General features: G+C 46.3%; 5 protein-coding genes. 3 read left to right on the top strand and 2 right to left on the bottom strand.

Features of this window, described 5'->3' with window-relative positions; all coding sequences use genetic code 11:
• Positions 1-71: 71 nt before the first annotated feature.
• Positions 72-2,141 (bottom strand): DNA helicase IV, encoded by a 2,070-nt coding sequence (gene helD / locus R7Z49_RS18190; protein ID WP_318111894.1) that lies wholly within the window; start codon positions 2,139-2,141, stop codon positions 72-74.
• A 324-nt stretch (positions 2,142-2,465) separates the two neighbouring features.
• On the opposite strand from helD, the gene yccS reads away from it, so the two are divergent.
• From yccS to R7Z49_RS18175, 3 genes are all read left to right on the top strand, one after another.
• Positions 2,466-4,619 carry a YccS family putative transporter gene (gene yccS / locus R7Z49_RS18185; protein WP_005376573.1) on the top strand — a complete coding sequence of 718 codons (2,154 nt, stop codon included), beginning with the start codon at positions 2,466-2,468 and terminating at the stop codon, positions 4,617-4,619.
• A gap of 189 nt (positions 4,620-4,808) precedes the next feature.
• Positions 4,809-5,039, top strand: coding sequence for a hypothetical protein (locus tag R7Z49_RS18180; RefSeq protein WP_005376575.1), 231 nt, complete (start codon positions 4,809-4,811; stop codon positions 5,037-5,039).
• Positions 5,040-5,119: 80 nt separating this feature from the next.
• Entirely contained in the window at positions 5,120-5,422 is a 303-nt protein-coding gene (locus R7Z49_RS18175) for a hypothetical protein (RefSeq protein ID WP_171342898.1), read from the top strand.
• A gap of 184 nt (positions 5,423-5,606) precedes the next feature.
• Here the strand turns inward: R7Z49_RS18175 and R7Z49_RS18170 are convergent, their stop codons facing one another.
• Positions 5,607-22,820, bottom strand: coding sequence for a DUF5801 repeats-in-toxin domain-containing protein (locus R7Z49_RS18170; protein ID WP_411913024.1), 17,214 nt, complete (start codon positions 22,818-22,820; stop codon positions 5,607-5,609).
• Positions 22,821-23,119: the final 299 nt, after the last annotated feature.

The raw sequence follows: 23,119 nt of genomic DNA, 5'->3' as shown, positions 1-23,119 counted from the left end.
ATGCTAACCAAATAAAGCAAAGGCGATACCAAGTATCGCCTTTACTGTTTTTAACATTCTAAACGTTGCATTTAACGAGAAGTCACGATGGGATAGTCACCATTAACGAGCTCTTGAACGAATGCAGATCCCGCACCAGTATGCGTAATCCAAACCTTCTCTTTCGCACGTGTAATCGCCACGTAAAATAGCCTGCGCTCTTCTGCGTAAGGGAATTTGTCTTTGGACTCCGTCAACGCACCATCAATGTGAATTTGCTTCTTCTTAGCGGGGAATTGCCCCTCATCCACAGAAAGAATAATCACAAAGTCAGCTTCGCGTCCTTTACTCGCATGGCAAGTCATAAAGCGAATATCGAGATTAGGGAAACGTCGCAACCAATCGTCGAACAAATCGGGCTTATGATAATGGTTACGTCCTAGCAATAAAACTGACTTGGTTTGCTTGGCTTGTTGATTCAAGTGGTCCAAGATCTTTTCCACTTGATTGCTCGGCGCGGTATGTACGCTCTTCTGCTTGCGTTGTTTGTGGCTGTTTAGTGTTTTCGGCAACTGCGATGGGTTTTGCTGCACGAATGTATTCGCTACATCACCAATCTGATTGTTGAAACGATAAGTTGTATCTAAGTGATGAACGGTTGAGTGAGCAAAGCGTTCTTTAAAACCAGTGATAAGATCGACATCCGCTCCTGCAAACTGATAGATCGCTTGCCAATCGTCGCCAACAGCAAATAACGTGGCACCTGCTTGTTTCTGAGTGGATTCACACAGTGCTTCAATCAATGCCAGACGATCTGGAGAGATATCTTGATACTCATCGACCATAATAAAGTGCCATGGCGAGACAAACTTCCCTTTATTCACATAATCTGTCGCACGACTGATCATGGTTGGGAAATCCACTTGGTTGCTTTCTTTAAGCATTTTCTGCCACGCTGTAAAACATGGCCAGCATAAGGCGAGTTCACTATTTAAACGCGTATAGTCTTGGTGGTTTACGAGCTTTTCTTGTACTTGCTTTTTGGTCAAGCCCACCGCCGCTAAATGAGACAGCTGCGAATCTAGCCAAGCGATCAGTTTTGGATTTTCTGAATGGCTTCCTAACTCATCATCCCCTTTTAGGTACGCAATCGGCCATTTGTCTAAATGTTTTTGCCAACGTTTAAAGTTGGTGGGTGTCATCCAATGTTTTTTCAACCAGTCTACACACCATGCTGTTCGTTGATTTTCGTCCAACGCTAAAGGACTAATTTCGACAGGTTGCTGTTCGACTTGTTTAAGAATATACAAGCCCAACTGATGGAATGTGTTGACGCGCACACCGTCTGCCGCCATGCCCACTTTATCTACTAAGCGTTCTTTCATTTCAGTCGCCGCATCACGACCGAACGCTAACATGAGAAGCTCTTCTGCTTGAGCTTGATGGCTTTGCAACAAATAGGCAACTCGTGCGGTTAAAACGCTGGTTTTGCCCGAGCCGGCCCCAGCAAGAACTAAGTTGTGGTCGTCGTTGAGCAATACCGCATATTGCTGGGATAAATTCAAAGGAGAGGATTCAATTTGATTAAACAGCACTTCCCAATTTGGACGTTCTGCTTCTAGCCAATCGCGATTACGCTCACCAAGCGCCTCAGAGGTATCAATGAGCCAAGGCTCTATTTGCGACATACGATTCGGCATTCGCATTTTGGCTTCTTCTAGGGTGGTTTTCATCTCGCTTAACTCTTGGTTAAGGCTTTCAACCCAGGAGACCACTTGAGAATGCGATAAGTAAGCAGGCAAGTGCTTTAGTTTGTAAAGCTCTTCTTCCCACTTAGGTAGATACTCAGCCAGTTTTCGGCACTGAGTGTTGTGCCACTCTTGATATTGACGAACGGCCTCAAGCGCAAACTTTCGGCATTGCGGCCACGGTAAACCTTGGACTAGCCAGCTTTGTTGTTTGCCTTCGTGTTCATGAGCAAAAAACTGTAAAGAGCTCCATAATAACCCACGCTTTACGCTAACTTTGCCATTCCAGATCGTAAAAGGAATATGTTCTTCACTGCCTATCGAGCTTAATAAAACACTGTTCTCTTTTATTTCGACGTGATGGTACTCATTTTGAATAAAAAACTGTGCTTTGCTAGTGGCAGTAAGCTGCATGAAACGTGCGCCTTTTAGTTTAGAAGTTGTCGATTTATATCATTTTAAGGCGCTAAATTGTAGCAACGGCGAGCACCTAAGTAAGCTTCTTCTTCTATTCTTTAATAAAATTCACATTACTGTCGATTTAATAACCTAAAGCTGAGGTTATTTGAAGCTGGCTTTACAATCCTCAATACATGACCTGGCAGTTTTAATATAAGTCAATGACATCCCTGCTGATTTTATCAGCAACCACGAATTTTTCTTAAAGTAAATCATAAACGCGCTATAGTGGGTCTGGTAGTATTCCCCCTGTTCTTCATCGGAAACATAAGGCGCATTGTGCAAGCAACTTCTAAATTTCGGCTCTATTGGGCAAACAAGACGATAAATTACAGCGTTCTTATCCTTATTACCTTACTGGGTGTGGTTATCCCAACTTGGTACTTCGAGCAAAACACGCTGATAACGCCATTAATATTAGGCGTTATTGCTGCTGCTTTGGCTGAAAGTGATGACAGTTTCACTGGACGCATCAAGGCTCTGATTCTCACCTTTCTCTGTTTTGCGCTTGCTGCTTTTTCAATTGAAATCTTGTTCGATACCCCTTGGGCTTTTGCGTTGGGATTATTTATCTCAACCTTCGGCTTCATCATTCTTGGAGCGATAGGTCCTAAGTACGCGAGTATTGCTTTTGGTTCGTTGCTGATCGCTATTTATACTATGCTTGGCGCACATGAAAGCACCAACATTTGGTTTCAGCCACTACTGCTTTTGACTGGTGCCGCATGGTATTACTTCATGTCCATGATTTGGCAGATATTTTGGCCTCTTCAACCGGTGCAACAAAGCTTAGCCAATGTGTTCTTCCAAATGGCGAATTATCTTGATGCGAAAGCCAAGCTTTTTCACCCTGTGACCAACTTGACGCCACAACCGCTACGGATTGAAGCTGCAAAATGCAATGCTGCCACGGTTACGGCACTAAACGCTTGTAAAACCACATTACTTAACCGATCGAAACGGGGTCACATTGATGGGCCTAGTGACCGATTTTTAAATATTTATTTCATCGCTCAAGACATTCACGAACGCGTCAGTTCTAGCCATTATCGCTATCAGGATTTAGCGACCGAATTTGAACGTTCTGATGTGCTGTTTCGTTTTAAATATCTTTTGGAGTCTCAAGCCCAAGCGTGTCGTGATATTGCACTAGCCATTCAGCTAGGAAATGAATACTCCCATACCGATCAATCTATTCTGGCATTAGCTGAAGTACAAAACTCTCTTGCTTATCTAGAAGAACAAAAGCAAGGGCACTGGAAACGTCTGCTGATGCAGTTAACATATTTATTCAATAACTTAGCGACGGTAGAAAAACAACTTAATAACATTAACAACCCAGATGTTGAAGGCCTCGAAGAAGATACCCTCGCCGATACCAACCCACACACGCTAAAGGCGATGTGGCAGCGTATATCAGCAAATTTACACAAAGATTCGATGCTGTTTCGGCATGCATTACGTATGTCAATTGCCTTAACGATTGGCTATGGAATCATTCAAATATTCAACATCGACCGAGGTTACTGGATACTCTTAACCACTTTATTCGTATGCCAACCGAACTACAGTGCCACTCGCCAAAAATTGACGGCGCGAGTAATAGGTACATTAGCTGGTTTGTTGATTGGTGTACCATTGCTGACTTTTTTCCCTTCTCAAGAAAGCCAGTTAGTATTTATCGTTATCTCTGGAGTGATGTTTTTCGCCTTCCGGATGAACAACTATGGGTACGCGACTGGTTTTATTACACTGCTCGTCCTCTTCTTATTTAATCAACTAGGTGAAGGTTACGCAGTTGTCCTTCCTCGACTAGCAGATACCCTCATCGGGTGTGTGCTTGCAGTAGGAGCTGTATTAGTTATTTTGCCCGACTGGCAGTCGAGAAGGCTTCACAAAGTTATGTCGGATGCGATAGAGGCGAACAAGCAGTATCTCGATCAGATCATTGGTCAGTATAGAATCGGCAAGAAAGACAATTTGAGCTACCGTATCGCTCGCCGCCAGGCCCACAATAATGATGCCTCACTCTCTTCTGCGATTAGTACGATGCTGGCGGAGCCTGGCAAATATCGCGCAGCTGTTGATGAAAGTTTTCGCTTCCTAACGTTAAATCACGCAATGTTGAACTATATTTCTGCATTAGGCGCGCACAGAACTCGCATCGAAGATGAGTCAATTCATAAACTCGTTTTAGATGCTCACCGTTGTATTCATCAACATCTGGATGTACTTCATAAACAGCTTCACCAGCATTGTGAGGAGTGTGACCTATCTAATATTGATGATGCTGGACTCGAGCAACGCTTAAATGAATGGCGCGATGAAGACGACAGCTCTGCCCGCATGGTATTGCAACAACTCCATCTTATCTATCGCATGCTCCCAGAGCTTCATTCACTTGCTAGCAAGTTTGCCGTCAGAGTAAGTTAGTAACATTCAAACCATATGTAAGAGGGAAGCGCTATATCGCTTCCCTTTTTATTTTTACGTTTCCACCTACCCCAAAGTGGGTAATTATGTACCTTCTTAGGAAAAATCTGACGTATCACTTAACACACCTTGACAATATTCGGACAAAAAGCAATCGATCAAATTCTAATCTATTTTGGTTGAATAAATATGTTGTATCCAAAGGATGAAGAATTTCGGGCAACGACGGATAAACCGAATCACGACGAAGGTATTGAGATGAACGCACAACAATTTAATGAACTTAAACAAAAGCTCAGTGATTTAACGGCAAGTCAGTTAAAGTCATTACAAGGTGAGATCAGCGTGAAACTAAATAAAGCGCAAAAACCGGTTCTATCTGGTGAAGAAAGAGAAATGCTTGCCAAACTGTTTGCCTAATCAAGTCATTGATATAAAACACTTGAACGTTTTATAAAGTCCACCTATGCTCTCACTATCATAATGTTGGGAGTAGTGATATGCCTGTATCGGGAATTCAATCTGGACACCACATCGTTCAGATGTCACAACAAATAGCCGAGAAAGCTGCACATGGCATTAGCAATAATGTAAGTAAGGTTAAAGAAGAGCTTTCTGATCACAACATCGATTTAGCTGCGGTTGCGGATGTCGCAATAACAGCCTCAACACCTAGCCTTCCCTCTCAAAAAGTTGAATCTCTCATCAACCTAGCACAAGCCGCTGGTTATAACCGAGTTGGCGCGTCTGTCATAGAGAAAAACAATGAAATCATTGGCAGCTTGCTAGACATCCACGTTTAGGCGATTTAACGTCAAATTATCGCTATTTTAATTTCCAACTATCACTATAACGTCGTAACAAGATAACCCCTTTGCTTCGTTCTTGCTTTCTATTTCGATTCAAATATCTCCTGTTTAAAATCAAGCTTTCCCGAAAAAAATGGGCGGCTTATCAGAACCGCCCATTTTTATGTTGCATACAGGTTTATCCGTTATCAATAACACCGTTGTTGAGCAATGACTCTACAATCTCGTTGGAGCTGAGACCGTTGAAGTCGATTGAAGTACCTAAGTTTTCCACGACAATAGTCTGTTGAACATTTGCATCCGTCGTAATGTTCAGAGAAACACTTTCCGTCGATGCATCGTAGTCTGCCGAAATGTGACCAAGCAGATCATCCATGTCGATCATTGAGTTATTGAGATCAGAGATAACTTCACGTAAATCGATACTGTCTTCGTTAACAGTGAAGTCAGTAATGGTATCCACTGCCCCTTCATCAACGGAATCTACCGTCCACTTGAAGATATCGCTGCCGTCTCCACCCGTTAAGATATCTGAACCTAAGCCACCGATAAGCACGTCATCGCCATCGCCACCCAGAATAACGTCGTCACCGTCGCCACCAATCAAGTTGATACCTGTGTCTCCACCGACTAAATAGCTGTCGTCCACTGCGGTTGACTGGTCAATATCGTCGCTATCACTACTCACATCCAAACTAATTTGGACAGGTGAAGACTGCGCTTCATCGCCATTAGATTCCGTTGATATCGCCGTAAGCGAAATATCGTAAGAACCGACATCAATACCACTGTTAGTATCTGTTGCGACAATTTCTAGCGTATCAATTTCATCGCTTGGTACTGTCCAAGTGGTACCATCGAAGCTAATGCCTGATGGAGAAACGCCACTTGTTACCTCAGCACTAGCTGGTACGCCCGTTAGCTCCAAAGACAGCACCTCGTCAATATCAGTAAGCGCCGCCATGATTCCGACAATCGCTAAACCTTGACTGCTCGCGGTTTGGCTAGCCGCAATTTGACGAATGTAATTAAACTGAGGATTTATACTCAATGTAGGTGCATCAGCTACAGGTGTCACATTGATAGTGAAATCTTGATTCGCTTCCAATGCGGTACCCGCATTTTCGAAGTACACGCCGTTGTCTTCGACTTTCACCGATAAAGTGATTGAAGCTGCGTTGACATCTCCTGCATCCACAAATACACCCTCAGAAGCGTCTGTTGCTCCAAGAACGGAGTTAATATTATCTGGTGTGCCCATTAGGGTTATTTCACCAGCCATCCCCGCCCCAACAGTCACACCACTACCTGCTGGCGGCTCGACACGAAGGTCGCCCTCGGTAACTGTAAGAGTCACCGTCATGATTTCATTCGCCTGCGCACCAGTGAAGTCGATGTCACTTACACTAATACCCGTTATTTTCTGGCCATCGGCTTCGTTGATCGTATCCGTTACCGATGCTGCAGTGATTTCAGGTGCGTCATTGGTCGCTTCAACATTCAACACTGCTGTGCCCGCGATTGTAATTGGGTCTGGAGCGCCGTTAGTGGTTCCGTCATCTGTGATTTCATAAGTGAAATTAACGTCACCAAAGAAATCTGCTGCGGGTTCAAACGTCCACTCTGTCGCACTCACTTGAGTCAACGTGCCGGAAGCTGGGTCCACTAACGCAACATTATCGACGGTCAAGTTGTCTGACTCAGGATCACTTGCGTTGCTCAGCAACTCAGTAGCCGTAATAGTTACCGAACCACCATCTTCTTCGGTACTACTCAACGTTACCTCTGATGTTACCGGTGCATCGTTCACCTCAGTGACTTCGAAGGTCGCCGTTCCTGACACCGTTTGAGGATCTGAAACACCGTTCGTTGTACCGTTGTCGGTAATGTTGTAGGTCAGATCGACCTTGCCGTTGTAGCCAGGCGCAGGAGTAAATGACCATGTACCTGTTACGTTGTCGAAATCCAATGTGCCGCTGCTTGGATCAACCAACTGGACATTGCTCACCATCAAGGTGTCGTTTTCAATATCAGACGCATTCGCCAACAAATCAGCTTGGGTAATATCAACCGCCGTACTGTCTTCTGCGATATCAGAAAGTGTCACTTCAGACGTCGTTGGAGCATCATTGACTTCCGTTACGTTGAACGATGCGCTGCCGTTAACCGATTTAGGATCGGATGCACCATTTGTCGTGCCATCATCTGTAATGGTGTACGTGATTTCAACTGGACCGTTGTAATCTGGTGCTGGGGTAAATTCCCACTCTCCCGTGCCACTGTTGAAAATAATGCTGCCCGAATTCGGATCCGTTAACTGAACATTGCTAACCGTGAGATTATCGTTCTCTACGTCTGTCGCATTCGCAATAAGATCCGCTTCAGAGATGGAGAACACACCACTATCTTCTTCAATATCCGGTAGCGTCACTGGCGTAGTTTCTGGGGTATCATTCACCGCTGTCACTTCAATATTGAAGCTGCTGCTGTTGGTATTTAGGGTGTCATCTACCCCACCAATTACGATACCTTCATTACCTTGGTCATCGACTGTCACGTCCACCTGAACGTCACCAAAGAAGTTCAGCTCTGGATTAAACTCAATCAGACCGTCTGCAATGGCATTGTTTAGATCGGCCACTGTACCTTTCAGTTCAACGGAGTCCGTACCATCACCGCTCACTGTTAGGTTGTAAGTAGCGATGAGCGTTGGATTAAGCTCCAAGATACCGCTGTCGACGTTCACATTGAGTACATATTCAGCATTCGGATCATCGAGTACGGCATCAATATCGGTAATGCTGAAACCATCAAGCAGCATTGGCGTATCTTCTGGTGTTTCCACATCCACGGTATTGACGAACTCTGGACGATCGTTCACTGCTTCAACATCAACAGTGACATCAAACTCCTCTGCGGAGCCCAAGCTTTGACTGCCATCGAGCCCAGTATCAACGGCTTGCACTTTGAAATGCAGCGAACCATCCCATGAGTTATCGTTGCGATCACCAGAATTAAACACCACTTGATCCAAGTCTTGAGCATTGATTTCTAAGACAAAAACGCCGCCGCCTTGGTCAGTAAATACTGTCCCATCAGGTAATGAAACGCTCGCCCCATCAGGGACATTTGAGACCTCAACTCTCAGCGTCTCTGGATCATTTTCCTGGTAGTTTGCACCATCTCCGATGGACTCTTTGTTATCAACCACTAACGCATTTACATTAATAACAATGTCTTCGCCCTCATTACCTGCAGCCGAAGTGTCGGGGTTCACATCAACATCATCACCAATAGGATTGACAATAAGCGTAAAGTTATTGTTTCGTTCCGTTGGTACTTGTAGCAACTCCTCTTGAATGAAGACCGTAATACCTATCTCAGCCTCGCCACTAAAGTGTTTTGGCGGTTTAATTTGGATGTCACTCAGGTCAATGGACGTCTGAGTGAGATCTTTTAGTTGAATACTCCATTCGCCCCCACCGTTATTCTTAACAACATAATCAGAGGAATTGGATTTAACGATAAAGTCATCAGGAAGCCCCGTTAACTTGAGTGAAACGAAACTCTCAGAACCGTCATTATCGTTCAGGCTGATCGAAACACCAGAGCCCGATTGATTCAGCGAAATTAAAGTATCTTCGTCACCAATCACCGTGATTGGCTGCGTCGGATCGGCACCTGTAATGGTAATGTCATCAACGACTGGCGTAACTTCAAATGTGACATCGTCAGTGAAGGTTCTTACATCTATATTATCGCCAGAGTTATTCAAGATAGACTGATCAAACACAGCTTCATCAGTAATTTCTCCCTCGATATTAATCTTGACGGTATTTTGGCCACCACCTACGGGGTAATTTTCTTTTGGCTTAAACAGAACATTGTCAAGCGCACCAGCTAAAATCTCAGCTTCATTAAACTCAATACTGGTTCCTAAGCTGTTACCATTGGCATCAACAAACTCACCTAATGTTGTGTCATCAAGCTCTAACTTGATGTTCGTTAGTGTTTCTCGACCACCTTGAGTGTTGTTAAATTGATCGGCAAAATCAACACTCAAGTTAAGTTGGATTAAGCCATCTTCGTAACCAACACCATCCGCCGTGGGAACGTCGTTATTTAGATCAGTCACAGGTTGTTTGTTTGCATCCAAGCCGAAAGTACCGACGATATCTACTCTTACATTTGGTGTGACATCGCTATCCAACGGCTGATCCCCGGCTGAACTCGGAACGTCTGCAACCGGTAAAACCTGAACTGGAAACTGGACATTATTTTCTTTTTCATCACCGGACTCAGTGTCTTTAGTGACAAACCGAATTGGCAATTCGAAATCACCTGCGTAATCTTCTGCCAAGTGCATCGTCAAACCATCAAGGCCAGTAATATTTCCACTCGCATCGATATGGGCTTGGAACACGTATTTACCATTGACAAAATCAACATCCGTCCCCGTGATCACCAAACCAGGAGGAATGCCAGGAGCTGTCGGGTCGACGATAATAGTCAAGACATCCTCCACACCATCTGCATTAATCGCATCGACTTTCGACGTCAACTGAGCACCAAGGTTAATAGAATTGTCTTCCAACGCTTGAATTTGAACATCATCAGCCACCTGAATCTCTGCCGCTACACTCATTTTCGGTGTGAGGACGGTTGGAAACTCTAGTGTCACATCCGTTTGACGCACGACCGTCGCATCTTTTTCGTTGCCCAAATCTTCGCCCAAATCATTCACTTCTGCGTAAATGGTTAAGCCAATTTGAGAGAGACCACCGTTATCGCCATCGTCGCTGTCATCGTTTGGTGTTAAATCAAGTCCAGACGGCGCTTTAATTGAGAAGTTGTCTTCATTAGTTACTGTCCAACGACCTCCACCTTCATTTAGTGCACCGACGATAACCAATTGGTTGAGGATCTCAGGGTCCACATTGTGAAATTGAACAACAAGTTGAGTCACCACTTCATCTGAAGACGCATCAAACTCTTGGTATTTAATGATATGAGCGCCAGATTCGCCCCCCATAGAAGTGTTGATCGTAAAGTCAATGTTACCTTGATCGTCTGACTTCACGATATCGGTAGCACCACCACCACTTTCAGTGACAAGCAGACGGGTTTGGTCGTCTATTGCCCCCGTCTTATCCTCTGGCTCAACGATTGGATTAACTTGGACATTCACCGTACCATTGATGGTTTTCTCAGCGATACCTTCACCGGGATTCGAAGCGTCAACATATTCATGGTCAATCTCTTTCACAGTGACGGTTGTGGTCAAGTCAAAGTCAGTACTTGAATCCTGCTCCAACTGAACTTGAACATAGCCACTTTGAGAGATTTTAGCGGAAAAATCTTGTTCTGATTCACCGGCTTGCGGTGAAAGCGTTAGTGTTCCAGAAACAAGCGTTTGTGCCACACCATCTACATAGACCGTGCTGCCTGGAGGAAATCCAGAGATGGTTACATCACTAAAGAATTCATCGGTATCAGGGCTTTGTACGAGCGTCGGTTTCCAATCGATGTCAAAGCGCGTATCTTCATCTCCCTCCGATCGGACAACGTAGTTATCTTGAGCGTCAATAACGGGTTCGACCTTGATCCTTACCTCTCTTTCAATCACACGACTATGACCATCATTCTCGGTAACAATGATCGTCCCTGTAATCGCAATGTTTTCAGTTGAAGAGGCTTCCGGAATAATTTGAATACCGGAATTAAAATTCAGCCCAGTGATGTTTGCTTCGTAAATCGGTTGACCGTTACCATCATAGCCAACAAAGGTGAGGTCAACGCTTGAACCGTCTGAATCTACGACACGAACACCGTCGGGGATGTTGGACAGGATAACAGTAATGGCTTCTGAATCATCCTGTGGTCTATCGGCAACTTCACCTGATACAACCGAGAAGTTGAGGTTTACAACACCATTCTCTTCAATAGTCGTCTCTATCCCGGCCACATCTCCGTCTACGAATCGGTTCCAAACGTTCCCCGCGTCAATTAATACCGTGTCTGGTATGTCAGCAACACCTTTTACACCAACGATGACGGTCTTACTGCCCAGTGACAACACATCTTCTGTCGTACCGGTAGACAATGATGCTGTGTCTTTCACAATTCCTTCGACATTGAAAGTAAAGTCATCATTGCTGTGCAAAGGAGGAAGAACTTCGACGTTCGCTAATTCAGACTCTGGCACTTCGTAATAAAGTACATTGCCGCCTGAATCGGTCACTTCTACTATCTGACTTGGGTTTGCTGAGTCCAGCCACACCAAAGTAACCCCATCAATTGAGAAGTTAGAAATGCGCACAAATAACGCTTCAGAACCATCTAAGTCCGCTGATGGTTTCATGGTGATCACTTCACTTAATTGGAGTGGGTCGTGATCAGTGACAGGGTCTACCGTATTTTGAGTTCGAGCATTATCCTCAAACACATTAATTCGGTTTACAGTAAAACTACCTTTATCCGCAACTGGGTTTACATCAATAATGATGGTTTCGGTTTCTGAGCGAGCGGTATCTTTCCCAAGCAGTGGATTGTTGTTTTCCGTCGTAATAGCGGTGACATCAATTCTGATTTCGCCCGAGAAGTTATCTATCGGATCAACTTGAACTTCATCAATTCGGCTTGCATCCACCAGATAAACACCACCGGATTTTGGTATCGCACTACCATCTGAATAGACTAACTCTGCGTTACCTTCTCCTTGTGTAAAGACAAGCTCGTACACAATGCCTTCTGGGTTACTAGTGTCTTGGGTTTCAGCCGTGATGTTAAGTGCGACATTGTTTCCATCTTCATCAACCGAGTAGTTAAATTCGCTGCTTGCCGTCCACGTTGCAATATCTGCGACGGCAGCAACTTCAATGTCTAAACGACCATTAATCGTATGATCTGGCGTACCATTGTTAAGAATTTCCACGCGGATACGAGGATCGATACCAGAAGCATCGGTTGATGTATGACGATCTGGTACGAAGTACAAGTTATCTAACGAGACAAGCTCACCATTGAATGACTGCTCAACATTTGATGCGTCGAGAACAACCGTATTGCCTACAGATGTTAATTCAATGTAGTTGCCACTGCCGTCTCTGTAGTAGAACGTACCGTTGTGAGTATCAGCATCTCGAATAGTGATGTCACCTAAGCTCTCGTTACGGTCGATATCGTGTAAATTGATAACCAAGTCGACTTTCGCAGGGCTAACATCCAGCGTCGACAAGTTGTCCTGAGTATTTGCAGAGTCAACGCCCACAACGACACCATCACGCCCTTGGTCTTCGAACGCAGTAACGGTAGACGTGTCAATTTGCGCATTGCGGTCTCTTATCGAGATATCCACATCGGCATCTGCGATATCGCCATCACCATCGGTTGCAACAACGTTGATGGTGAAATCAATCGAGTCGGTTTCGGTATGGTCAAGGTCGTCATTCGGACGGAATGACACACTGCCATCGGTTCGAACAACCAAACGACCGATTTCAGTATCCACTCCGTCAAGAACCTTGTGAACAAATACGACTTGGTCGCTGCCGTTCAAATCGACAGAATCAGAATCAACACCATTTTGCTTAAAGTAAATGCCTGAATCATCAGCCGAGAATGAAGTCACTTGTGCGCCGTCAGCACCAAGGTCATCATCCCCCTCTACAGGGTCTCGGAATAAACGAACCGTGCGGCTGCCTTGCCCCTCAACACGCGAAATAGATGCATCGTGCAAGGTTGGAACATCATCGGTAATCGTCACTGGTAAGTTAATACCTGCCGTATCACCATCGACATCGGTCGCAAAGACTGGGAGATCAAGTATGAGTGTATCTTCGCCTTGAGTTGAGTGATCTAGCGCACCCTCAAGCGTAAACTTGTAAGAGCCGTCAGCGTTCAAAACTAGTGTGAACACTGAGTTACCATCAGGTGTTTGACCTTGATAAGTAAAGTTGTTGTTGCTTACCGCGGTTTGAACTAACGTCACCGCAAAACCACCTGAAGTTACTCCTGGTATCGGGTTAGAAGTAAGATCCAGCTGATAAGAGACAACGGTATCTGCCCCTTCCACCGTATCGAAATTGCCCGTTGCTTCTAGGCTGTCTTTGTTGGTTGCCTGAGAGCCGTTGGCAAGGTCATCCTCATCAACAGCCAAAGCATCTGCTGATTTAATTTCGGGAATGTCATCAACTACGGTAATTGGAAGATTCAGTGATGATGACGTGTCACCATCAAAGTCTGTTACTGTAATTGGAATATCAATGACAAGGTTGTTTTCACCTTGAACAGCGTCATGGTCGATTGGTCCCAACAGCTCAAATTGGTAGCTGTCATTATTCGCATCAAGAGACAGCGTGAAGATCTTAGTTGATGTGCCAGTAATAACCGCTTCGTAACTGGTTACTCCACCATTCGTGCTTACTAGATTCAACTCGATGCTGCTGCCGTTCGACGTTAAACCAGACACGACTGCATCGAGGTCTGAAACTTGGTAGCTGACAATCTTGTCTGCACCAGCAACGACCTCAAATCCGCCGTTCAATACCGTTGAATCACTACTTGTCGTGTCAGAGCCACCGGAAAGATCATCTTCATCAACGGTTTGTTGGCTAGAGTCTGTCACTTTCACAATAGCTGGGACATCGTCCACCACGGTGATCGGCAAGGTGATGTTATTGGACACATCGCCATCAAAATCAGTCGCGTTGACTGGGAAGTTAATGACCAACGAGTTTTCATCGTTACCCGCAGGATGATCAAGTGCACCCAACAGTTCAAATTCATAACTGTCTGCTGAACCATTTAGCGTCAGTTTAAAGACGGTGTCCGTCGTACCTTGTACATAAGCTCGGTACTCAATCACACCGTTTGAATTTGAAAACTCAACCAACTCAAGCGGTTGACCACCTGAGGTAAGGCCAGAAACAGGCGATGTTAAACTATCCAACTGGAAGCTAACGATAGAGTCGGCACCATCAGTAACGTCAAAGTTGCCACCAATGATATTGGATTCTGGCGTGTCGTCCGAACCTTGGCTTGGAATATCATCCTCATCCACAGACAAGGTACTACCAGAGCTAATAGCATCAATGGTTGGTTTGTCATCTACGATCGTAACTGGCAAGGTCGCAGTGATGGTATCGTTGTCGCCATCCGTGATCTTCACAGGTAGATTCAACAAAATCTCATCAGAGTTAACCGCGTGATCTAACTGACCAGATAACTCAAAGTCGTATTTACCATCTTGATGAAGTGTCAACGTGAAGACCGTCACTCCACCCGGTGTTTGTCCCACGTAAACAAGCGCGTCAGCAGTTGAAGCGCCAACGTCTTGAGAAAGTGTTACCTCTTCTCCACCCGATTTCAGATTCGGGATAGGATTTGAGCTTAGATCCAATTCGAAAGCATCAATACCATCTGCGCTAGTGACTTCGAACTCACCTGATACCGTTAATGGCTCTTTCGTTCCATCAGAACCAAGAGGTAAGTCATCTTCGTCGACACGTAGACTTTCAATATTGGTAACAACTGGAACATCGTCCACAACGGTAATTGGCAATGTGAAGGCTGGTGAAGTATCACCATCATTATCTGTCGCCGTCACAGGGAGGTTAATAACAATCTCGTTTTGCTGATTACCATCGGGATGATCAAGCGGCTTCTGTAAATCGAACTCGTAGGTGTTGTTCGTTGCATCCAACGTCAGTTCGAACACCACTTCAGCAGGATTGCCTGCGACACCTTGGTATACGTTCACGCCGTTTGCGCTAGAAGACAGAACTAAGGTGATAGCTTCACCATCTGAAGTCAGTGACGCAACAGGCGTGGTCAGGTCACTCAGCTGAATAGAAGCAACTTGGTCAGCACCTTCGGTGATATCAAAAGTACCTGAAATAACAGTATCTTCTGCACTTGCAGCATCCGTACCTGCTGGTAGGTCATCTTCATCAACGGTTTGTTCGCTGCCTGCTAGTAAACCGTCAATGGTCGGAACATCATCCACAACCGTAATTGGTAAGGTGATGTTGTTCGACACGTCTCCATCAAAGTCAGTCGCGTTTATCGGTAAATTGATGACCAGTTCATTTTGGCCATCAGCATTTGGATGATCGAGAGGAGCAAGCAAATCGAACGTGTAGCTATCATCAGAAGCATCGAGAGTCACACGGAATACTGGTGTCGTCGTGCCATCAATACGAGCTTCGTAAACTGAAACGCCACCTGCGTTTGATACTTCAACCATAACCAGAGATTGACCACCAGAGGTCAGGCCTTGTACTGGCGTGGTTAGGTCAGAAACGCTGTACTCCACAATGCCATCAGAGCCATCAGTCGCGATGAAGTTACCTGCAATGCTGTTCGACTGCGTACCATCAGATCCGACTGTTGGGATATCGTCCTCGTCAACCGTTTGCACACTTGTTGCTTCGATGCCACCAAGTGTCGGTTTGTCATCAACGATCTTGACAGGAATTGTCTCAGCAGACGTGTCGCCATCAAAGTCGGTTGCGATGATTGGGAAGTTCAGTGTCAGCTCGTCACTATCTACCGCGTGGTCGATTGGACCTTCTAGCGTGAAGTTATAAGAGCCATCGGTATTCACTGTCAGCGTAAAGACCGCTTCAGTCCCCGCTGCCGCTTGGTAAGTAAAGCTACCATCGCCGTTTGCGGTTTCCGTCAGTGTGACTGCCACGCCTTGTGATGTGAGTCCAGCTACAGGTGTTGCAGAAGCATCGAGCTGATAGCTCACCACTCGGTCCGAGCCTTGTGTGGTGGTAAAGTTACCATCGATTGAAATCGGGTCAGTTTGGTCTGAGCCAATCGTACTTAAGTCATCTTCATCAACGGTAATTGCATCGACATCAGTAATGGTCGGTTTATCATCCACGATGGTGACTGGGATCGTTTCTGTGGTGGTATCACCATCAAAATCCGTTGCGATGATTGGGAAGTTCAGCGTCAGCTCATCACTGTCTACCGCATGGTCGATTGGCCCTTGCAGCGTGAAGTTGTATGAGCCATCCGTGTTTACTGTTAGCGTAAATACGGCTTCAGTTCCTGCTGTCGCTTCATAAGTGTAGCTACCGTCGCCGTTTGCGGTTTCAGTCAGCGTGACGGCCACACCTTGTGATGTTAGACCGTCAACAGGCGTTGCAGCAGCATCCAATTGGTAGCTTACTACCCCATCAGAGCCTTGCGTTGTAGTGAAGTTGCCATCGATTGAAATTGGATCTGAGCCGTCGGAGCCAATCGTCGCTAAGTCATCTTCATCCACGCGGATTGCGTCTACGTCAGTGATGGTTGGTTTATCATCAACGATGGTGACAGGTAACGTCTTCGATGAGGTGTCGCCATCAAAGTCTGTTGCGATAATCGGGAAGTCGATTTGCAGACTGTCGCTATTCACCGCATGGTCTAGTGGGCCCTGCAGAGTAAAGGTGTAGCTGCCATCTGGCTTCACCACCAGTTCAAATACGGCATTGCCATCTGCTGTGGCAGTGTAAGTAAAGCTGCCATCACCATTTGTTGTCTCAGCAAGTACGACAGGCTCACCATGAGAGGTTAACCCTGCTACTGGATCTGCTGTTGCATCAAGCTGGTATTTAACAACGCTGTCCGAGCCTTCAGTTGTGCTGAAAGACCCCGACATAAACGCATCATCGTTTTGGTCTGAGCCAATTGAAGCGAGATCATCTTCGTCCACCGTGAGTGGAACAACGTTGTCAATGGTTGGAACGTCATCAGTAATCGTAACTGGAATGGTCGCGGTCGTCGTATCGCCATCAAAGTCTGTTGCAATGATTAGGAAGTTCAGTACTAGCTCATCGTTGTTTAACGCGTGATCGATTGGCCCTTCTAGACGGAAGTTGTATGTGCCGTCTGCATTCACATTCATGGTGAAAACCGGATTGCCATCCGCGGTAGCCACGTAAGTGAAGCTGCCATCGGCATTCGCAGTCTCTACCAAAGTAACAGGCTCACCTTGAGAAGTTAAACCTGAAACAGGATCAGCCGTTGAATCAAGTTGGTAGCTCACCACACGGTCTGAACCTTGAGTGGTCGTGAACGCGCCTTCAACATAAACAGCGTCAGTTTGGTCTGAGCCAATACCTGATAAATCATCTTCGTCTACTGCAAGAGGCACAACATTATCTATGATTGGTGCATCATCCGTGATCGTGACTGGAATGGTTGCCGAAGTCGTATCACCATCAAAATCGGTGGCAATAATTGGGAAATCAATCGTCAGGCTGTCACTGTTAGCTGCATGGTCAATCGGGCCTTGCAGCGTAAAATCGTAAGTGCCATCTGTTGCTACGTTTAACGTGAATACCGGATTGCCGTCTGCGGTCGCCACATAAGTAAAGCTGCCATCACCGTTGGCGGTTTCCACCAAGGTAATCGCCTCACCTTGAGACGTTAGCCCCGCAACAGGATCAGCCGTTGAATCCAGTTGATAGCTCACCACTCGGTCAGAGCCTTGAGTGGTCGTAAACGCGCCTTCAACGAACAGATCGCCGCCAGGGTCGGAACCCACACCGCTAAGGTCGTCTTCATCGACACTTAACGCATCCACCGCTGTGATGGTCGGTACATCATCAACAATCGTGACTGGAATGGTTTCAGTGACAGTGTCGCCATCAAAGTCGGTTGCGATAATTGGGAAGTTTAGTGTCAACTCGTCACTATCAACCGCGTGATCAATCGGCCCTTCTAGCGTGAAGTTATAAGAGCCATCAGTATTCACAGTCAGCGTAAAGACCGCTTCAGAGCCCGCTGTTGCTTCGTAGGTAAAACTGCCATCACCATTTGCAGTTTCTGTTAGCGTGACAGCCACACCTTGCGAGGTTAAACCGTCAACTGGTGTTGATGTGCCATCGAGTTGGTAGCTCACCACTCGGTCTGAACCTTGCGTGGTGGTGAAGTTACCATCAATAGAAATCGGGTTGCTTTGGTCTGAGCCAATTGACGCTAGATCATCTTCATCAACCGTAATGGAATCCACGTCAGTAATAACTGGCTTATCGTCTACGATCGTCACTGGGATAGTGGCATTTGTGGTGTCGCCATCAAAGTCGGTCGCGATGATTGGGAAGTTCAGTATCAACTCATCACTATCTACTGCGTGGTCGATTGGACCTTCAAGCGTGAAGTTATAGCTACCATCAGTATTCACTGTCAGCGTAAAGACCGCTTCAGTACCCGCTGTCGCCTCGTAAGTAAAGCTGCCATCACCGTTTGCGGTTTCAGTCAGCGTGACGGCCACGCCTTGTGATGTAAGGCCGTCAACTGGTGTTGCAGAAGCATCAAGCTGATAGCTCACCACTCGGTCCGAGCCTTGTGTGGTGGTGAAGTTGCCATCGATTGAAATCGGGTCAGTTTGATCTGAGCCAATCGTGCCTAAATCATCTTCATCAACGGTAATCGCATCGACATCGGTAATGGTCGGCTTATCATCCACGATGGTGACTGGGATCGTTTCTGTGGTGGTATCACCATCAAAATCCGTCGCGATGATTGGGAAGTTCAGTGTCAGCTCATCACTGTCTGTCGCATGGTCAATTGGCCCCTGAAGCGTGAAGTTGTATGAACCATCCGTATTCACGGTCAGCGTAAATACGGCTTCAGTTCCTGCTGTCGCTTCATAAGTGTAGCTACCGTCGCCGTTTGCAGTTTCCGTCAGCGTCACTGCCACACCTTGCGATGTTAGGCCATCAACTGGCGTTGCAGCAGTATCTAATTGGTAGCTTACTACCCCATCAGAACCTTGCGTTGTAGTGAAGTTGCCATCGATTGAAATTGGATCTGAGCCGTCAGAGCCAATCGTCGCTAGGTCATCTTCATCCACACGGATTGCGTCTACGTCAGTGATGGTTGGTTTATCATCAACGATAGTGACAGGTAACGTCTCCGATGAGGTGTCGCCATCAAAGTCTGTTGCGATAATCGGGAAGTCGATTTGCAGACTGTCGCTATTCACCGCATGGTCTAGTGGACCTTGCAGTGTAAAGTTGTAGCTGCCATCTGGCTTCACAATCAATTCAAATACGGCATTGCCATCTGCCGTGGCTGTGTAAGTAAAACTACCGTCGCCGTTAGCAGTTTCAGCAAGCACGACAGGCTCACCATGAGAGGTCAACCCAGATACTGGATCTGCTGTTGCATCAAGCTGGTATTTAACAACGCTGTCTGAGCCTTCAGTTGTGGTGAAAGAACCCGACATAAACGCATCATCGTTTTGGTCTGAGCCAATTGAGGCGAGATCATCTTCGTCCACCGTGAGTGGAACAACGTTGTCGATAGTTGGAACGTCATCAGTAATCGTGACGGGAATGGTCGCGGTCGTCGTATCGCCGTCAAAGTCTGTTGCAATGATTGGGAAGTTCAGTACTAATTCATCGCTGTTTAACGCGTGATCGACCGGCCCTTCCAGACGGAAATTGTATGTGCCATCAGCATTCACGTTCATGGTGAAAACCGGATTGCCATCCGCGGTAGCCACGTAAGTAAAGCTGCCATCAGCATTCGCAGTCTCTACCAGAGTAACTGGCTCACCTTGGGAGGTTAGCCCCGAAACAGGATCAGAAGTTGAATCAAGTTGGTAGCTCACCACACGGTCTGAACCTTGGGTAGTGGTGAACGCGCCTTCAACAAACACAGCGTCAGTTTGGTCTGAGCCAATACCTGACAAATCATCTTCGTCTACAGCCAGAGGCAAAACATTATCGATGATTGGTGCATCATCCGTAATCGTGACTGGAATGGTTGCCGAAGTCGTATCACCATCAAAATCGGTGGCAATAATTGGGAAATCAATCGTCAGGCTGTCACTGTTAGCTGCATGGTCAATCGGGCCTTGCAGCGTAAAATCGTAAGTGCCATCTGTTGCTACGTTTAACGTGAATACCGGATTGCCGTCTGCGGTCGCCACATAAGTAAAGCTGCCATCACCGTTGGCGGTTTCCACCAAGGTAATCGCCTCACCTTGAGACGTTAGCCCCGCAACAGGATCAGCCGTTGAATCCAGTTGATAGCTCACCACTCGGTCAGAGCCTTGAATAGTGGTAAACGCGCCTTCAACGAACACAGCGTCAGTTTGGTCTGAGCCCACGCCGCTAAGGTCATCTTCATCGACACTCAACGCATCCACCGCTGTGATGGTCGGTACATCATCAACAATCGTGACTGGAATGGTTTCAGTAACGGTGTCGCCATCGAAGTCGGTTGCGATAATTGGGAAGTTGAGTGTCAGCTCATCACTATCCACCGCGTGATCAATTGGCCCTTCTAGCGTGAAGTTGTAAGAGCCATCAGTATCTACTGTCAGAGTAAATACTGGGTTGCCACCCGCAGTCGCTTCATAAGTGAAACTACCATCACCATTTGCGGTTTCTGTTAGCGTGACCGCTAAACCTTGCGAGGTTAAACCGTCCACTGGTGTTGCTGAAGCATCGAGTTGGTAGCTCACCACTCGGTCAGAGCCTTGTGTGGTAGTAAAGTTGCCATCAATAGAAATTGGATTGCTTTGGTCTGAGCCAATTGACGCTAGATCATCTTCATCAACCGTAATGGTGTCGACGTCGGTAATAACAGGCTTATCGTCCACGATTGTCACTGGGATAGTGGCATTTGTGGTGTCGCCATCAAAGTCTGTTGCGATGATTGGGAAGTTGAGTGTCAGCTCATCGCTATCTACCGCGTGGTCGATTGGACCTTCAAGCGTGAAGTTATAGCTACCATCAGTATTCACCGTCAGCGTAAAGACCGCTTCACTACCCGCTGTCGCCTCGTAAGTAAAGCTGCCATCAGCGTTTGCGGTTTCAGTCAGCGTAACTGCCACGCCTTGTGATGTAAGGCCGTCAACTGGTGTTGCAGAAGCATCAAGCTGATAACTTACCACTCGGTCAGAGCCTTGTGTGGTGGTGAAGCTACCATCAATAGAAATCGGGTCAGTCTGGTCCGAACCAATCGTGCCTAAATCATCTTCATCAACAGTAATCGCATCAACATCGGTAATAGTTGGCTTATCATCCACGATGGTAACAGGCAATACGATTTGGCTTGTGTCACCATCGAAGTCTGTAGCAATAACGCTAAAATCAAGGGTTAAGCTGTCGCTATTTGCCGCATGGTCAATTGGACCTTGCAGCTCAAAACTGTACGAGCCGTCGGTATTCAAAATTAATGTGAAAACTGCACTGCCATTTGCCGTTGCGCTGTAGGTGTAACTGCCATCTGCATTTTGCGTTTCGGCAATGGAAACGGTTTGACCTTGAGATTGCAGGCCATTTAAAGAATCAGCGTTTACATCCAACTGATACTGTACGACGCCATCAGAACCTTGAGTTGTCGTAAACTGACCTTCGACCAGCGTTGACTGTGATTGGTCAGAGCCTACCAAACTTAAGTCATCTTCATCGACGGTAAGAGCGACAACGTCATTAATGGTTGGCACATCATCGGCAATGGTTACCGGTAGAACAAGTGAACTGGTGTCACCGTCAAAGTCCGTTGCGACAATAGTGAAGTCTCGAGTTAAGCTATCGCTACCCACAGCATGATCGATTGGACCTTCAAGGGTAAATGAATAAGAACCGTCAGGGTTCACTTGTAAGGTGAAGATAGCGTCCCCTTCTGCCGTTGCAGAATAGGTAAAGCTGCCATCTGAATTGGTTGTTTCCGTCAGAGAGATAGATCGCCCCTGCGATTCCAACCCATTGAGTGGATCAGTGCCGCTCTCTAATTGATAACTTACAACACGGTCTGAGCCCTGAGTCGTCGTGAAGCTACCTTGCGCGAACACAGAGTCGCTTTGATCGGAGCCAATGCTTGATAAATCGTCTTCATCGACGGCTAGCGCATCAACGCCATCAATCGAAGGAACGTCATCTTGAACTTGAATGACAATTTGCGCAGCTTCTGGTGTGTTCGAACCTTCGGTAATAGAGGAGCGGTCACCATCCGCATCTACCGCGTAAACTGGCAGTGAGAAAGTGAGCGAGTCATCGTTAGCACCCGTATGGTCAAGTTGTTCATACAAGTTGAATTGGTATTCGCCCAATGCAGGTGCATCAATCGCCACATCAAATACGGTAATACGCACACCATCCAGCTCGATGAAGCCTTCGTAAGTACGTACGCCGTTACTCTCGGACGCTAGTTCTAGTTGAACAACCTGCCCTTGAGATTGGAGTTCTCCACCAACATTGAACTCTGTAGGTTCCAACTCATAGTGATCAATGATGTCACTTCCGACCGCTGTCGTGATCGACCCAGTACCACTTGTTACTGCCGCGCCTTCCTGTGAACCTTGGTCAACCCCCGCCTCATCTAAAGACAAGCCCGTCACGTTCTCAATCACTGGGTTATCGCCATCGAGGATGGTCATCGTAAAGGTGTTGCTTGCCGTATCTTGGTCATAGTCGACGATTGTGGTTGGTAAAGAGAGCTCAATCGTATCTTCACCGTTTGTTTGTTCTAACGGCTTAAATTGCTCAAATTGGTAGGTACCATCAGTATTCAGACTGATGGTTAAGACGGTTTCATTCGAGCCAGCAATGGACAAGGTGATAGTACTGCCGTCTTCAGAGAGTACCGCTTCTGTCGCCTGATTATCACTCAGTAGGCCATCGAACTGACTAAGTCCTTCTTGATTAAACGTGACCGTTGCCAATTGATCACTACCAA

It is taken from the genome of Vibrio sp. 1562 (assembly GCF_033340155.1).
Classification (GTDB): Bacteria; Pseudomonadota; Gammaproteobacteria; order Enterobacterales; family Vibrionaceae; genus Vibrio; species Vibrio alginolyticus.
The sequence above is the reverse complement of the archived record's forward strand: the minus strand, read 5'-3'. Positions and strand labels throughout refer to the sequence as shown.

What these genes read in the sequence shown, in the direction of transcription:
- helD (WP_318111894.1), bottom strand. Translation starts at nt 2,141, where the DNA reads ATGCAGCTTACTGCCACTAGCAAAGCACAGTTTTTTATTCAAAATGAG.
- R7Z49_RS18180 (WP_005376575.1), top strand. Translation starts at nt 4,809, where the DNA reads ATGTTGTATCCAAAGGATGAAGAATTTCGGGCAACGACGGATAAACCG.
- R7Z49_RS18175 (WP_171342898.1), top strand. Translation starts at nt 5,120, where the DNA reads ATGCCTGTATCGGGAATTCAATCTGGACACCACATCGTTCAGATGTCA.
- R7Z49_RS18170 (WP_411913024.1), bottom strand. Translation starts at nt 22,820, where the DNA reads ATGACCATCCTCGATGGCGATAACCCAGTGATTGAGAACGTGACGGGC.